The sequence below is a fragment of the Metabacillus hrfriensis genome (genome assembly GCF_030127205.1).
Classification (GTDB): domain Bacteria; phylum Bacillota; class Bacilli; order Bacillales; family Bacillaceae; genus Bacillus_P; species Bacillus_P dongyingensis.
The window spans coordinates 975,505-990,481 of sequence record NZ_CP126116.1 but is presented as its reverse complement, the minus strand read 5'-3'; the positions used below and the strand labels follow the sequence as shown (position 1 = coordinate 990,481).

Genomic DNA, 14,977 nt, shown 5'->3' with positions numbered 1-14,977 from the left:
CTTCCTTTCAGGTACCTTTCGTCAGTTCATTTTACAATAATCTCTGACCAATAGATACTTGTTTTGAAGCTAATTCAACTGCTTTTAAATCAAGAATTTGATCTTTTTCAAACAGCGGCAGCAGGTGCTCCTGGCAAGTAAAGAAAATAATCTGGTGCTGTTTTGAAAATTCCTTCAGCAGTGACAGGACTTGTTTTGTCCTTTCAAAATCAAAATTCACAAAACCATCATCAATAATAATCGGGAGGCCCTGTCCTGTGCTCAAGTGACGGACAAGGGCAAGCCTCAGTGAAATATATAATTGTTCTGCTGTTGCCTGAGATAGTTCATTTGCAGCAAATCGGTTTCCATCCATTCTTTCTACAATTAATGTTTGTTCAGCATCCGGCAGAAATATTTTTCTGTATTGTTGATTCGTCATGACAGAGAAAAAGTGCTCTGCCTCTTTCAATACTTTCGGCAGTCTCACTGAGCGGTTAAATTCCACTGTTTTATTCAGCATATTTTTCGCGGCTGCAAGCACGGCCCACTTGTGTGCAAGCTGCTTTACTGCGCCCTTTTCAAGCTCATACTTCTGTTTTAGCTCAGAGTAAAGGCCTGAGCTCTCTATATTCCGAAGAGAAGCCTTTAGCTCTGCCAGCCGCCGATGCAAGCCGCTTTCCTGTTCCATTTCTGCTCTAAGCAGCTTATCACATAAAAGCTTCTCTTCTTTATAATCGATCAGAAGATCCAGCTTTCCATCTTTGAGCAAATGCTGTTTAGCCTGGAGCTGCTGCTGAATCCATTTTAATTTTTGCTCAAATGCTTTTCTTTGATTCGCTTCTTCTGCCTTTTTCCGAAAATCTTCTGCATCAGCTGAATTTGATAAGATGAAAAGCTCTATTCTCTTATCAGATAGAAGACTGAGCTCTGCTTCGATTTTTGCTAATCGTTCCTCGGCATCAGCTATTTTCTCTTTATACATAAGCTGGCTGCTCTTCTTTTCAATCGAATCTTGAAGTGCGGCAGACAAATTTCGCATTGTTTCATTCAAATCAGTCTTTTGTTCAAAACCGCATTTTTCACATATTTCCCCGAGCCTGTTTTCATAAGCCGAAAGAGCAGCTGTGAGCTCAGAAAGTTTCGTTTCAATTTGAGAGCTCTCCCGGACATCTTTCTGCAGCTGAATCAATGTTTGCAGAAGATCTGGCAGGGCAAGCGGAGAGAATTCACTGCTCACTCTAAAATGACTGTACGCTTTTTTGACTCTTCGGTTTAACTGATAAAGTTCCTCTTCCCAATCATCAAAACCGCTTACTGTGCGGTGGTACGCTCTCTCATTCTGTGTAAATGTCACTTGCTCAAGTTCATGAGATCGTCTCAGCTGCTCATCTTTCCAAAGGATGCCTCCCAGCTCTTCCGTTTCTGTATAACCTTGCACCCTCGATTGTTCAAGCTGACGTTTTAATTCCTCTTGTTTGTCCCGCAAATGAATGAGAAACGCGTCTTCTCCTTTATCATTTTGAAAAATAAAGAATAAAACGAGCCCGGTTACGCCTAAGAGAAACGGCAAGATGAGCCATTGCTGCTCATATATGAGCCATCCGGAACATAAAATCAGTAAAACTGCCGCAGCCGCCTTCATCATTTTCATTTGATTCTTTTTAGATTGGTTCGTCTTGCTTTGTTCATTGATTTTCTTTTCATTATTCCGATATTCTTCTTGTAATCTTTTTTCATCCAGCACTTGCTGCTGCATGGCTTCATGCTGCTTTACCTTTTTTTCCAGAAGTTTTCTCTCTTCTGGATCAAGCATTCCTTTTGCATAGTCTGTTAATCTATTTTCGCTTTCCTCCAGATTTTCTTTTGCCCGTTCAAACTGCTGATCAAGCAACTGTTTTCTTTGCTGCAGCTGCTGATAATCCGTAACGATTTCTCTTATTTCTTCTTTAGCTGTTATAGAAGTGTTAAATGAAAGCACGGCTTTATCATCTATATTTTCTGCAAAGAACCGCATTTTTTCATCAAAAATTTGCCGTGTAAGTGACTCGTGCTTTAGACTGTACTGCTGATGCTGATCTCTTTTCGCATGATATGCGGAGTATGTCTCCCTGAGATGGTCGATTTCCGCATGATGCGAAAGGATAGTTTCATTGACATTCATCTGATCAATGGTTTGTTGAAGGTCTTCTATTGAACGCATAAGGGACAGCTTTTCAGATTGCAAAGGCTCTTCCTTAGCTTCAATCTCATCCATTCGCTTTAATCCATCTGCCGGAAATGCCTGATTTGTCTTTGTCAATTCTGTATGAATCGTCTCTTCTTCAAGCCACAATGGGAGAACATCTATTATTTCAGCAAACCTTCTTGATTTTGCTTCCAGCATGGACTTGCTTTCTTCTTTTTCCTTAAGCTGATGTTCAATCATTTCTTTTTCTTTCATAAGTTCTTCATAAGGCTGAATCAGTTCTTTTGCTTTCAGCATTTCTGAATGAATACTCTTTAGTCTGCTTAATGCTGCATTAATCTCCGGTTTTTTGCCATTAGGCTTATACAGCAGTTCCTGTTTTTTCAAGAGATGGCTTTCCGTCTGTAAGAGAGCATCTGTCCCAAGCAAGCCTGATGACAATAAAAACTTCCCGAGTTCATCAGCACTTACTTTACTGACCTGCTGAATGCCGTGAATATCAAATGAAAAGATAGACTTATACATCGATTTATCAAAATGAGCCAGCATTTGATTAAGGAGTTCTCCGCTTCCGGTTTCTCCATTTTCAAAGTACAGCGTAACCTCACCTGCCGCTTTTCCAGGCAATCTCTCAATTTTGACTTTTCCATATTGCTCTGTATCGACAATCAGGGCTCCGCCGTATGTTTTCACTCGTTTTGGTTCATACCTGTTTTCATTTTGAATTTTTGCAGGAAATCCAAATAAGATACTCTGTATGAATGACATAATGGTAGATTTTCCTGCTTCATTTTTTCCGTAAATAACTTGAAAGGCATGGGGATGAAGGGTGAAATTTATATGATTAAATTGTCCATACCCATAGATATTCAGTTCAATGATTTTCATCTTTTCACCCTCACAGTCTTCTATGCTTTAATAGTTCCTGAAACAGCAGATATTCAGCTTCTTTTTCAATCTGCTGCTGTTCTTTGTCATCAAATTCAGGAATGTGTTTCCTGTATAATGCATGCTGTTTCAGCGGCTGAATGGTGTCCTCAAAGTCATCAAAGCTTTCAATAATGTCTGTTAAATCCGATAAAAAATGAGAATCAAGCTGAAGCGATTCCTTGCTGATAACCGGCATTGATTCATTGATGATGGAGGAGATCCATACAAAGTTCTCACGCCCTGTTTCTTCTTCATTCCATTGATCCATTAAATCTTCCAGAACATTCTCTTCCTGAAGCAAATGGTACAGCTCATTTGTTCCGCTTATTCGGATCGTAACCACAAGCGGTTCATTGTTGCCTCTTAGCTGCTGCAGCTGCTGATGCAGGCTGTCGATCCACTCCTGAAAACTTCCTTTAATCTCAATTGCGAGTTCTTCCCATTTCACATCATGAAGCGGTTTAAACATGTAAGAGACGGTGCTCTCTGACATGGAAACAAGAAAGCATCCCTTATCTCCGGTTTCTTTTCTGTTTCTTCCCTGAATATTGCCTGAATACAGAATCGGCGGTTCATTTTCATGAAGATGCATCCGTTTATGAATATGGCCAAGGGCCCAATAATCAAACTGTTTTTCAAGCAGATCGCTGATCAAAAAAGGAGAATACGCATCATGGTCTGTATTGCCTGCAATCGACCCATGAAGAAGTCCAATGTGAAAACCGGCCTCTCCATGCTTTTTATAGAAAGATGTCATATTTTCAACGACAGCGCGCTTTGGATAGCTATATCCATATAAATTGACCGGTGTATTTCCGTTTTTCCAGAATGTTTTACACTCCACTTCTTTATCTGAAAAAACATGAACATTTTGCGGCCAGCTAAGGTCCAGCCATCTTCCGCTCATATGATCATGATTACCGTGTATTACGTATACCTGAATTCTGTGCTGCTCAAGCTGTTCGAATGCTTTTTTCAGCTTCAGCTGCGCCTTTAAGCTCCTGTCCTCACCATCGTATAAATCCCCGGCTATCAATATGAAATCAACCTTTTCGCTGATAGCTAGGCGAACCAAATTGTCCAGAGCGGCAAACGTGCTTTCTTTCAGCCTTTCAAAAATTCTTTCCGGCAGCTGATGCATTCCGGCAAACGGGCTGTCTATATGTAAATCCGCTGCATGAATAAATCGAATAGGTTCCATCCTTGTTTCCTTCCTTTACTTCTCTCTTATTCTATATTGTACCACCTCAGAAATACGAATGCACGTTCTATACAGAAATGCGGAACCGACTGATCAGCTCCGACAGGCAGATAAGAATTCAACGGAAAAGTCCGGTTTTGAATTTTTCGGGGAATTTGTTCTGGCTGAGGAGTTGGGCGATGGAGCTGGAAAACAAGAAATGCGGAACCGACTGATCAGCTCCGACAGGCAAAATAAGGATCCGACAGAAAAGGCGCTTTTTGTCTTTACTGGCGGAGCCGTTCTGACCGAGGAGTTAGGAGGTGAAGCTGGACAACAGAAATGCGGAAACGCCCGGTTAGCTCCGACAGGCAGATAAGAATTCACCGGAAAAGTCCGGTTTTGACTTTTTCGGGGAATTTGTTCTGGCCGAGGAGTTGGGCGATGGAGCTGGACAACAAGAAATGCGGATTCGACTGGTCAGCTCCGACAGGCAGATAAGGATCCGACAGAAAAGGCGCTTTTTGTCTTTACTGGAGGAGCCGTTCAATGATTCCTCTTTTCTGGCTCTACCCTGAATTTGTGTACTCATTGAGTGCGTATGATTTCCCTTTTCTGGCTCAATCCTGAATTTGTGTACTCATTGAATGCGTATGAGTCCTCTTTTCTGGCTTAATCCTGAATTTGTGTACTCATTGAGTGCGTATGAGTCCTCTTTTCTGGCTTAATCCTGAATTTGTGTACTCATTGCTTGCGTATGAGTACTCTTTTTTGGCTCAACCCTGAATTTGTGTACTCATTGCTTGCGTATGAGTCCTCTTTTCTGGCTCAATCCTGAATTTGGGTACTCATTGAGTGCGTATGATTCCTCTTTTCTGGCTCAATCCTGAATTTGTGTACTCATTGCTTGCGTATGAGTACTCTTTTTTGGTTCTACCCTGAATTTGTGTACTCATTGCTTGAGTATGATTCCCCTTTTCTGGCTCTACCCTGAATTTGTGTACTCATTGCTTGAGTATGATTCCCCTTTTCTGGCTCTACCCTGAATTTGGGTACTCATTGAGTGCGTATGAGTCCTCTTTTTTTTTGCTCAACCCTAAATTTGTGTACTCATTGCTTGCGTATGAGTACTCTTTTTTGGCTCAACCCTGAATTTGGGTACTCATTGAGTGCGTATGATTCCTCTTTTCTGGCTCAATCCTGAATTTGTGTACTCATTGCGTATGTATGAATCCCCTTTTCTGGCTCAACCCTGAATTTGGGTACTCATTGCTTGCGTATGAGTCCTCTTTTTTGGCTCAACCCTGAATTTGTGTACTCATTGAGTGCGTATGATTCCTCTTTTCTGGCTCAATCCTGAATTTGTGTACTCATTGCTTGCATATGAGTCCTCTTTTCTGGCTCAACCCTGAATTTGTGTACTCATTGAGTGCGTATGATTCCCCTTTTCTGGCTCTACCCTGAACTTGTGTACTCATTGCTTGCCTATGAGTCCTCTTTTCTGGCTCAATCCTGAATTTGTGTACTCATTGAGTGCGTATGATTCCCCTTTTCTGGCTCTACCCTGAATTTGTGTACTCATTGAGTGCGTATGATTCCTCTTTTCTGGCTCAATCCTGAATTTGTGTACTCATTGAGTGCGTATGTTTCCCCTTTTCTGGCTCAATCCTGAATTTGTTTACTCATTGCTTGCGTATGATTCCTCTTTTCTGGCTCAACCCTGAATTTGTGTACTCATTGAGTACGTATGATTCCTCTTTTCTGGCTCAATCCTGAATTTTTGTACTCATTGCTTGCGTATGATTCCTCTTTACTGGCTCAATCCTGAATTTGTGTACTCATTGCGACCGCGGAGTTAGGAGGTGAAGCCGGACAATAAGAAATGCGGAGTCACCCGTCGAACTTGGACAACCGCACCCAATCATTAAGCCTAATTCACAATTTTATCAGCCGGAAATTGAATTTTTACAGCCGTTTTTCTTTTCTATCAGCTGAAATCATCCTTTTTCAGCCAAATCAACTTTTAACCGAATATGGAAACGCCCATAAGAACTACTGCAAATCTTCATTCAAAATAAAAAACAGAGCCGCATAGACTCTGCTTCCTTCTTCTTATTGATCCTTTGACATTTGCAGGGCTTTCTTGACATCCTTGAATGAAGAGGATTTGCCGTACATGAGCACGCCGCCTTTATAAACTTTAGCGCCCAATACCGCAAGAGCGATTATGGTAATAACTAAAATTCCAATTGATAACCCGATTTCCCATGCAGGAACACTCAGCATGCCTACTCTCAAGAACATGATCATTGGAGAGAAAAGCGGTATAAAGGAGGTAACCGTGATGAAAGAGGCTTCAGGATTTCCAAGACCGAACATCGCGATAATGAATGCACCCACAATTATATACGTCATGGGTGAAATCATTTGCTGAACATCTTCAATTCTGCTTACTAGCGAACCTAAAAAAGCAGCGAGAGTTGCAAAAATAAAGTACCCGAGAATAAAGAAAACAATTGCATAGATTAATGTTGCAACAGGTACTTCTGAAAAATTGAAGAATCCGTCACCCATTAAATCGGCATTTTCCATATTCCCTTTCATAGAGCTGTATCCAACCAAGATAATAAGACCGAACTGTGTTATGCTCAGTAAACCGATTCCAAGCAGCTTCGCAAACATTTGCTTGATGGGAGAAACAGAACTGATCAGAATTTCCATCACCCGTGATGATTTTTCTACAGCTACCTCCATCGCAATCATACTTGCATATAAGATTACTGAAAAATAAATAATGAACAGCAGAACGTAAACCAGCCCTCTTGCCTGATCGAGCTCTTCTTCAGATTTTGCATTTTCTAAAAGAGCCGTTTTCTTAAGCTCTGAAGGGGCAAACAGCTGATTCAGCTGCTCACTTTTCAAGCCAAGGTTTGCTGTACCTGCTGCTATTTTCGTTTGCTGAAGGGCCTGCTCCATTGTTTCTGAAACACTTGAATTTGCAATGGACCTTGCAAAAAAGGAGCCCTGCGGCAAACCATTTTGGTCAAGACTCAGAATCAAATATCCTTCCATTTTTTCATCAAGGACATCCTTTTTCAGCTGTTCCTCTGACTTCTCTGCACGTTTCAGCTGCAGTTTCTCATCCAGTGCTGAAGCATTCTGCTCAAAAACAGGATATAGACTTTTGTCTCCCGTTTGATCAATAACAGCAACCTTAGTCGCTTCTTTGTCCCCATTATTAAAAAACTCAATTACATTTTGCAGGTTTGTCAGCCCAAAGATCAGCAGCAGCGTAATTCCTGTTGTAATTAAAAATGATTTTGTCTTTAATTTGCTTAAATATGTATGCCAAAAGATGATCCAAAATTTATTCATACGCCGCACCAACCTTTTCAATGAAAATATCATTCAGAGATGGTTCTGCCAGTTCAAATTTCCGGACAAATCCTTTGCCCTGCAAAGAAGCCATTATTTCCTGCGAGACCACTTCGCCTGTTACCTGAAGCTCAATTCCTTCAAATAACGGCTTATATTTTGTCACACCTTCAAATTCCTTCAAGTAGGACAAATCAAAATCAGCATGAACGATCACGTTTTTCCTTCCAAAGGAACGCTTAATATCCTTTAATGCCCCATGAACTACCGGCTTTCCTTTATGCATAATGCACAAATGCTGACACAGCTCCTCTACATGCTCCATCCTGTGACTGGAAAATACAATGGATGTCCCGCCGTTTTTCAAATCCAATACAGCCTCCTTAAGGAGCTCTACATTAACTGGGTCCAGACCGCTGAACGGCTCATCCAGAATCAGCAGCTTAGGACGATGCAGAACTGCTGTAATGAATTGAATCTTTTGCTGATTTCCTTTTGAAAGATCCTCTACTTTCTTGTTTGCATATTCCGGAATTTTAAAACGTTCAAGCCATTCATTCATTTCTTTTTGCGCCGCCTGCTTATTCAGCCCTTTTAACCGCCCTAAATAAATAAGCTGATCACGCACTTTCACTTTAGGATAAAGCCCTCTTTCCTCCGGGAGATAGCCAATTTCATCACTCGCATCATATCCGATTGGCTTTCCGTCCCATGAAATTTGTCCGGCTGATGGATTTAATAAGCCTAAAATCATCCGGAATGTTGTCGTTTTTCCAGCGCCATTGGCCCCGAGCAAACCAAACATTTCACTCTCTGGAATCGTTAATGAAAGCTGATCAACCGCAGTGTGTGATCCAAATCGTTTTGTAATTCCATCCAATTTTAATGTCATCCTGATTCCTCCTGTCTATCTTATGTACGAATCCCATTAAGCAAATGTTTCATTCCTTGCAGGAAAAAGAGAAGATAATGAGAATTATAGGTGTAAGCCTATATAAAATTTTTATACTTCATATGCAAAGGGGGCTATTAAATGGGCAAGTATTACTTAACGGCATTTAATAAAGACGGGGAAAAATTAATGGATGAAAGCTTTGAAGCCGACAGCGACGTGGAAGCAAAAAAAGTCGGCGAGCAAATGCTTGATGAAAAAAATTATCTGAAAAAAACGCACCGCTGTACATCGGCAAGCGGTAAATTGATTTTATTTGAAAGATAAGAATAGTAATATCATAAAGAAGTTGATGTGGGCATTTCTTATATGGAATGTCCTTTTAATCGTTCTATACTTACAATCTGGCGGTAACTATTTGAAATCATTCTCTTTATGTTTAGATGCAACTCTAAATGTCTTCTCAAAATGCTCTTTTCCAGTTATCGGTATAAAACGCATAGTTTTTTCCTAGTTGCAGTTAAACTTTGTTGTTTGAAAGGGCACTGTTCCAAGCAGAAACTGTGTTTACTTTCCAAAAAGATCGGCTTACTTTCCAAAGTCTGCTAAATACTTTCCAAAAAGAACGATTTACTTTCTTATTTCCATTCACCTCCTAATTCCCAAAGTGAAATAAAAAAGCGGTTACAACAATCGCAACCGCTCTCCCTTTATTTACCTGTAAACTGAGGTTTTCTTTTTTCTAAAAAAGCATTTATGCCTTCTTGATGATCCTTAGATTGTCTCATGTTATATTGTGTTTCTTTTTCAAGTGAGAGGATTTGTTCCAATTCTGATTTCTTTACAGCAGTATAAATATTTTTGCTGGCAATCATCGCTTTTACAGGTTTCTGCAGCCATTCGCTGACAAGAGATTGTACGGCATCTTTTAAATCAACATCGCAGACTAGGTCAACAAGTCCAAGTTTGTAAGCCTCATCCGCGCTTAACTTATCACCGCCCCAGATCAATTGCTTGGCCTTCGCTTCGCCTAAGCGTTTTTCCATGAAATAGTGTCCGCCTCCGTCAGGTACCAGACCGATGCCGATAAAATTCATGGCAAGAACAGAGCTTGAATGTGCGACAACGTAATCAGCCGCTAAAGCAAGACTGAATCCTAAGCCGGCAGCCGGTCCGTGAATGGCGCTGACCGTTATCTTAGGCAGTGTATAAAGCGTCGTGATAACCTCTGAAATTAAATCCATTACCCCTGAAAAACCTGAATTATCCATTGAATTCAGCATGGTTTTAATATCCCCGCCAGCCGAGAATCCCCGTCCGCTTCCAGACAGAACCACAATATCCGCTTCACTTTCACAAGCAAGCTTCAATGCCTGAAGTAGTTCTCTCAGCATTTGTTCATTCATGGCATTTAAAACATCAGGCCTGTTCATTTCAATCGTTGCATATCTTCCATGTACCGAATATGTAACAGTTTCCATACCCATCCCCCTTAATTCAATTTCCATCCTCACCATTTATTATAGCTCGTTCTGAAAAGAATTGATATTATTTTCAGATAATTTAAATTCTCTCCACAATTGTGGCTGTCGCCATTCCGTGTCCAATGCATATTGTCAGCAGACCGTAGCGAGCATTCCTGCGTTCAAGCTCATTGACGAGGCTCGTCATAAGCTTTGCCCCAGTAGCACCCAAAGGATGTCCAAGAGCGATCGCTCCACCATTTACATTTACTTTTTCAAGGTCTGCCCCGATCACTTTCTGCCAGGCAAGGACAACTGGAGCAAATGCTTCATTGATTTCGAAAAGATCAATATCGTTTACAGTAAGCCCGCTTTTCGCAAGTACCTTCTGAGTCGCAGGAATGACTCCTTCAAGCATATAGGTGGGATCAGAGCCTACAACGGCTTGTGCCACAATTCTTGCTTTGGGTTTAAGTCCGAGCTCTCGTGCTTTGTCTCCTTCCATTAATAGCACTGCCGCTGCCCCATCACTCATTTGGCTGGCATTGCCTGCCGTTACAACGCCATCTTCTTTAAAGACTGTTTTTAATTTTGCCAGAGCTTCAAGAGAGGTATCGGCACGAGGGCCCTCATCCTGATCAAATACGATTTCTTCTCCTTCTTTATTCAGCCCTTTAAGAGGCAGAATTTCAGTTTGATAGATTCCTCTTTTAATGGCTTCAAGAGCCCTTTGATGGCTCCTGAGTGAAAAAGCATCAAGCTCCTGCCGGGTAATCTGATGTTTTTCTGCAATCATTTCGGCTGAAATGCCCTGATGAACAAAGTTATATTTTTCATGCAGGCTCACAGGGATCGTTTCATCGTTGCCGTCGCTTAGGATCGGAACCTTCGTCATGCTCTCTACACCCGCTGCAATGACTATGTCCATATCACCCGACCTGATTTCCTGGCAGGCAAAATGAATTGCCTGCTGGCCTGATCCGCACATGCGGTTAATTTGAACGGCAGGCACGGTGACAGGAAATCCGGCTTCAAGAACGGCGAGCCTGCCAATGTTAAAGCCTTGTTCTGCAATTGGGGATACACAGCCCATGACCACATCCTCAACCTGTTCTTTCGGCATACCTGCTCTTGTTACAACCTCATCTAACACCGCAGCTGCTAGATGAACAGGATGTGTTTCTCTAAAGGCGCCCTTCCTTTTTCCAACAGCCGTTCTTACCGCTTCAACAATTACTACTTCCCGTGTCATTTTCTCTCTCCTTCGTATATGTAAAATCCTTTTCCGGTTTTTCTCCCGTAATGGCCGGCTTCAACTAGCTTTCTTAACAGCTGCGGAGGCAAAAAGCGGTCACCGTATGCATCCGCCATCCCATTGCTGACAAACAGCATCGTATCAAGGCCGACTAAGTCAGCAAGCTCAAGCGGACCCATTGGATAATTCAGTCCAAGCTTAACCGCTTTGTCGATATCTTCTGCACTTGCAATGCCTTCCTCATAAATCCGGATGCATTCAAGCATATGAGCAGACAGAGCTCTTGTTGTGACAAAGCCCTGAGCATCTTTTACTAACACCGTTTCTTTCCCTATTTCAGCTGATAATTTCCTGATTGCTTCTATGGTCTGGTCAGAGGTATCTATGCCCTTTACAATTTCGATCAGCTTCATGACAGGGGCCGGGTTAAACCAGTGCATGCCAATAACCTGATCCGGTCTTTTTGTTGCAGCTGCAATGGCTGTAACACTTAGTTCTGACGTATTTGTTGCCAGGATAACACCTTTTTCGGTTAATTCATCAAGTTCTTTAAAGATCGCTTTTTTGAGGTCCAGATTTTCAGGAACTGCTTCAACAACCAGCTCTGCTGCATTCACTGCATCTGCCAGCACGGTAAAATGGCGGATATTTTCTAATGCTGCTGACTTTTCAGCTTCTGAAAGATGACCCGCTTTAACAAACCTTGATAAGCTTTTATCAATTTTAAATTGTGCTTTTTCCAGCGCTTTTTTTGAAACATCATATAAGTGAACCGTTTTTCCTGCCGCTGCAAAGGATTGGGCAATCCCGCTCCCCATTAAACCTGCACCGATAACAGCTATTTTCTGTATACTCATGGAAGTGAGTCCCCCTTGATTTATGGTGATTGGATTAAGCTAAATCTAAATTTTTTACGATGATGGTTTTCATGATTTCATTTGTGCCGGCGTAAATGGCTGAAACCGGAATATCCCGATATCGTCTGGCAATCTCGTATTCTTCCATATATCCGTATCCCCCATGCAGCTGCATGACCTCTGATGCGACCTTTTTTGCCATATCCGTAATCCAATATTTAGCCATGGAAACGCGTGTCACAGCGTTTTTCCCTAACATATGCTCGATAATGACAGAGTCTAAAAATGTCCGGCCAATCTCTATTTCCGTTGCCATTTCTGCTAAGCGGAACTGGACGGTTTGAAAATCGCTGATAGATTTTCCAAAAGCTTTCCTTTGCTTTGTATATTGTTTGGCAATCGTAAGCATTCTTTCTGCAGACGTCTGTGCTCCGATTGCTACAAGGAGACGCTCCTGCTGCAGCTTATCCATTAAGTAATAGAACCCTTTGCCTTCTTCACCTAAAAGGTTTGCTGCAGGCACTTTAGCATCCTCAAATATGAGCTCTGCTGTATCCTGAGCGTGCAAGCCTACTTTCTCCAGTTTTCTTCCTCTTTTAAAGCCAGGTGTGTTTCTTTCAACGACAAGAAGGCTGATTCCTTTGTGAGCAGGCACCGCCTTTGGATCCGTTTTGCAGACTACAACAATTAAATCAGCACAGATCCCATTCGTAATGAATGTCTTCTCTCCATTTAAGATATAGCAGTCTCCTTGTTTAATAGCTGTCGTTTTAATGGCAGAGAGATCTGAGCCCGCACCAGGCTCAGTCATTGCGATTGCCGAAATCGTTTCTCCCGTTACACAAGTCGGCAGAAATCTCTGCTTCAATTCATCCGTTCCATAAGAATCAAAATAAGGCACTACAATATCATTATGAAGGCTTATGCCTATTAAACTTGAGCCCACTTTTTCAAGTTCTTCGTTTATTATGACGGAATAAGCAAAGTCTACGCCTGATCCGCCATATTTTTCATCGGTCCATGGACAGAGAAAACCTTGCTCTCCCATTTTAATCCACAGCTCCCGCGGAACCATTCCGGCTTTTTCCCACTGATCATAATATGGTACTGCTTCCTTTTGAAGAAATTTTCTTAGTGCTTCACGAAATATCTGATGCTCATCTTGCAAATATGCTGCAGGCATTTGAATCAGGTCCCCCTTTTTATGTGCTTGGCTGTTCTGCGAGTTTTTCCCTCAATAAAAATTTCTGTATTTTCCCGCTTGCGGTTCTAGGCAGTGCATCGACAAAGTGATACGTTCGCGGTCTTTTATAAGGAGCAAGCTTATCACTCGTTTTACAGAATTCCTCAAGCTCTTCTTCGGTTAAATTCAAATCCTTCCTTACAATAAAGGCAGTTACGCACTCTCCCCATTTCTCGTGCGGCTGCCCTAAAACAGCAGCATCCAAAACCCCTGAATGCTCAAATAAAATATCCTCTACTTCTCGCGGATACACATTTTCTCCGCCGCTGATGATCATGTCATCTACACGGTCTGCCACATATAAAAAGCCGTCATTGTCCAGGTATCCTAAATCGCCTGAATGGTACCATCCTTTGTACAGCGCTTTTTCGGACTCCTCTTTCATGTTGAAATAGCCTGCCATCATACAAGGCCCTTTCACAATGATTTCTCCAACCTGACCAGGCGGTAAAATATCATCAGGCTCTGATGGTCCGTCTTCATTAGGCTTTACAATCCGCAGTTCATGCCCGTAGCATACTTTCCCAGCCGAGCCTGCCTTTGTCAGCTGCTCATCCTCTGACAAAAACGTTACAGCAGGACCCATCTCAGTCATGCCATACGCCTGAATAAGATCTGTTCCAAGCTTTTCTTTGCATAGCTTGACAAGAGCCGGTGCCATTGGCGCTGCCCCATATAACCCTAAACGCAAGGATGTGAGATTATAGGTTTCAATCTTTTCTTGAAGCATCATGTTCCACATCGTTGGCGCTCCGAAGAAAACCGTAATTTTTTCCTCTTCAATAAGCTGGAGGACAAGCTCCGGCTCAAAGTGATGTAGGATGACATTGCTCCCGCCGGCCTGAACACGCGGAAGGAAACAGCAATGGAGCTCAGCACAGTGAAACATTGGCGCTGCTACCAATCCCCGGTCATCCTTTGTCAGCCTTTTTGAAGCGATACAAACATGATTTTGCTCAATCATATCGCGGTGACGATGAAGAACTCCTTTAGGCCTTCCAGTCGTTCCGCTCGTATACATGATGGCATATAAATCATTTTCAGTTACTTCAATTTCTTCAAGATTATTTTTTGTATCCTTCACGTTATCATGGTAGCTTGATGCATATGAAGGCGGTTCACTGTCTATAAACCAGAAGGAGATCTGATCAAATTGAGATTGTATTTCACTGATTTGAGGCTCAAGCGCCCGTTCGAAAAGGACGATGGAAGGCTTGGCATCATTTAAAATATAAGCGACCTCCTGAGCTTTCAGCCTGAAGTTGATTGGATTGATGACTGCACCGATTTTGGCACTTGCAAAATAAGCGGTTGCGAGCTCAATCGTATTAAAAAGATACGTTGAGATGCGGTCTCCTTTTTTTACGCCCGCTTCTAAAAAAGCATTTGCAAGCTTATTCACTTCCTTCTGCCAATCGGCATACGATAAGCGAATACCCCTGCGGACATCGTAAATTGCTTCTTTTGCTGGGTATTTCTCAGCAGTCAAATCAAAAGTCTTTCCAATTGTTAAATACATAGAAACTCCTCCTTTATATAGAAAGCGTTTACAAAAAATAAGGTAATAGTCTTGCCTTTTTAAATGAACCCTTTATTAACATTCATCATTTTTCTG

Annotated in this window: 11 protein-coding genes; 2 read left to right on the top strand and 9 right to left on the bottom strand. The window is 41.8% G+C overall.

Translation table 11 applies throughout. The features are described 5' to 3' along the window. Positions 1 to 31 precede the first annotated feature (31 nt). Both QLQ22_RS05010 and QLQ22_RS05005 read right to left on the bottom strand, forming a co-directional pair. On the bottom strand, positions 32 to 3,055 hold the full coding sequence (locus QLQ22_RS05010; RefSeq protein ID WP_284016130.1) for an ATP-binding protein: 3,024 nt from the start codon (positions 3,053 to 3,055) through the stop codon (positions 32 to 34). Positions 3,056 to 3,065: 10 nt separating this feature from the next. Beyond that, positions 3,066 to 4,298, bottom strand: a complete 1,233-nt coding sequence (locus QLQ22_RS05005; RefSeq protein ID WP_284016129.1) for a metallophosphoesterase family protein — start codon at positions 4,296 to 4,298, stop codon at positions 3,066 to 3,068. 58 nt (positions 4,299 to 4,356) lie between these two features. Between QLQ22_RS05005 and QLQ22_RS05000 the strand changes: the two genes are divergently transcribed. Beyond that, a complete protein-coding gene (locus tag QLQ22_RS05000; protein WP_284016128.1) occupies positions 4,357 to 4,656 on the top strand; it encodes a hypothetical protein in 300 nt (99 codons plus the stop codon). Positions 4,657 to 6,389: 1,733 nt separating this feature from the next. On the opposite strand, the gene QLQ22_RS04995 is transcribed toward QLQ22_RS05000, so the two are convergent. Both QLQ22_RS04995 and QLQ22_RS04990 read right to left on the bottom strand, forming a co-directional pair. After that, positions 6,390 to 7,652: an ABC transporter permease gene (locus tag QLQ22_RS04995; protein ID WP_284016127.1), complete on the bottom strand. Its 1,263-nt coding sequence runs from the start codon at positions 7,650 to 7,652 to the stop codon at positions 6,390 to 6,392. Then, on the bottom strand, positions 7,645 to 8,544 hold the full coding sequence (locus QLQ22_RS04990) for an ABC transporter ATP-binding protein (RefSeq protein WP_284016126.1): 900 nt from the start codon (positions 8,542 to 8,544) through the stop codon (positions 7,645 to 7,647). Before QLQ22_RS04990 ends, QLQ22_RS04995 begins: the two co-directional genes overlap by 8 nt. 141 nt (positions 8,545 to 8,685) lie before the next feature. Between QLQ22_RS04990 and QLQ22_RS04985 the strand changes: the two genes are divergently transcribed. After that, positions 8,686 to 8,871, top strand: coding sequence for a YhzD family protein (locus QLQ22_RS04985; RefSeq protein WP_223440154.1), 186 nt, complete (start codon positions 8,686 to 8,688; stop codon positions 8,869 to 8,871). Between the two features lie 383 nt (positions 8,872 to 9,254). On the opposite strand, the gene QLQ22_RS04980 is transcribed toward QLQ22_RS04985, so the two are convergent. The 5 genes from QLQ22_RS04980 to QLQ22_RS04960 form a co-directional block, all read right to left on the bottom strand. After that, a complete protein-coding gene (locus tag QLQ22_RS04980; RefSeq protein ID WP_240549814.1) occupies positions 9,255 to 10,025 on the bottom strand; it encodes an enoyl-CoA hydratase in 771 nt (256 codons plus the stop codon). Positions 10,026 to 10,107: 82 nt separating this feature from the next. Next, complete coding sequence (locus QLQ22_RS04975) at positions 10,108 to 11,259, bottom strand: thiolase family protein (protein WP_223440151.1); 1,152 nt, start codon at positions 11,257 to 11,259, stop codon at positions 10,108 to 10,110. Next, positions 11,256 to 12,119: a 3-hydroxyacyl-CoA dehydrogenase family protein gene (locus tag QLQ22_RS04970; protein ID WP_252208144.1), complete on the bottom strand. Its 864-nt coding sequence runs from the start codon at positions 12,117 to 12,119 to the stop codon at positions 11,256 to 11,258. Before QLQ22_RS04970 ends, QLQ22_RS04975 begins: the two co-directional genes overlap by 4 nt. Before the next feature lie 34 nt (positions 12,120 to 12,153). Continuing rightward, complete coding sequence (locus QLQ22_RS04965) at positions 12,154 to 13,302, bottom strand: acyl-CoA dehydrogenase family protein (RefSeq protein WP_284016124.1); 1,149 nt, start codon at positions 13,300 to 13,302, stop codon at positions 12,154 to 12,156. A 19-nt stretch (positions 13,303 to 13,321) separates the two neighbouring features. Beyond that, positions 13,322 to 14,881 (bottom strand): fatty acid--CoA ligase, encoded by a 1,560-nt coding sequence (locus QLQ22_RS04960; RefSeq protein WP_284016123.1) that lies wholly within the window; start codon positions 14,879 to 14,881, stop codon positions 13,322 to 13,324. Positions 14,882 to 14,977: the final 96 nt, after the last annotated feature.

Bases quoted from the DNA above. Each gene is read 5' to 3' on its own strand.
- QLQ22_RS04980 (WP_240549814.1), bottom strand. From the start codon at position 10,025: ATGGAAACTGTTACATATTCGGTACATGGAAGATATGCAACGATTGAA.
- QLQ22_RS05005 (WP_284016129.1), bottom strand. From the start codon at position 4,298: ATGGAACCTATTCGATTTATTCATGCAGCGGATTTACATATAGACAGC.
- QLQ22_RS04995 (WP_284016127.1), bottom strand. From the start codon at position 7,652: ATGAATAAATTTTGGATCATCTTTTGGCATACATATTTAAGCAAATTA.
- QLQ22_RS05000 (WP_284016128.1), top strand. From the start codon at position 4,357: ATGCACGTTCTATACAGAAATGCGGAACCGACTGATCAGCTCCGACAG.
- QLQ22_RS04985 (WP_223440154.1), top strand. From the start codon at position 8,686: ATGGGCAAGTATTACTTAACGGCATTTAATAAAGACGGGGAAAAATTA.
- QLQ22_RS04970 (WP_252208144.1), bottom strand. From the start codon at position 12,119: ATGAGTATACAGAAAATAGCTGTTATCGGTGCAGGTTTAATGGGGAGC.
- QLQ22_RS04965 (WP_284016124.1), bottom strand. From the start codon at position 13,302: ATGCCTGCAGCATATTTGCAAGATGAGCATCAGATATTTCGTGAAGCA.
- QLQ22_RS04990 (WP_284016126.1), bottom strand. From the start codon at position 8,544: ATGACATTAAAATTGGATGGAATTACAAAACGATTTGGATCACACACT.
- QLQ22_RS04975 (WP_223440151.1), bottom strand. From the start codon at position 11,259: ATGACACGGGAAGTAGTAATTGTTGAAGCGGTAAGAACGGCTGTTGGA.
- QLQ22_RS04960 (WP_284016123.1), bottom strand. From the start codon at position 14,881: ATGTATTTAACAATTGGAAAGACTTTTGATTTGACTGCTGAGAAATAC.
- QLQ22_RS05010 (WP_284016130.1), bottom strand. From the start codon at position 3,055: ATGAAAATCATTGAACTGAATATCTATGGGTATGGACAATTTAATCAT.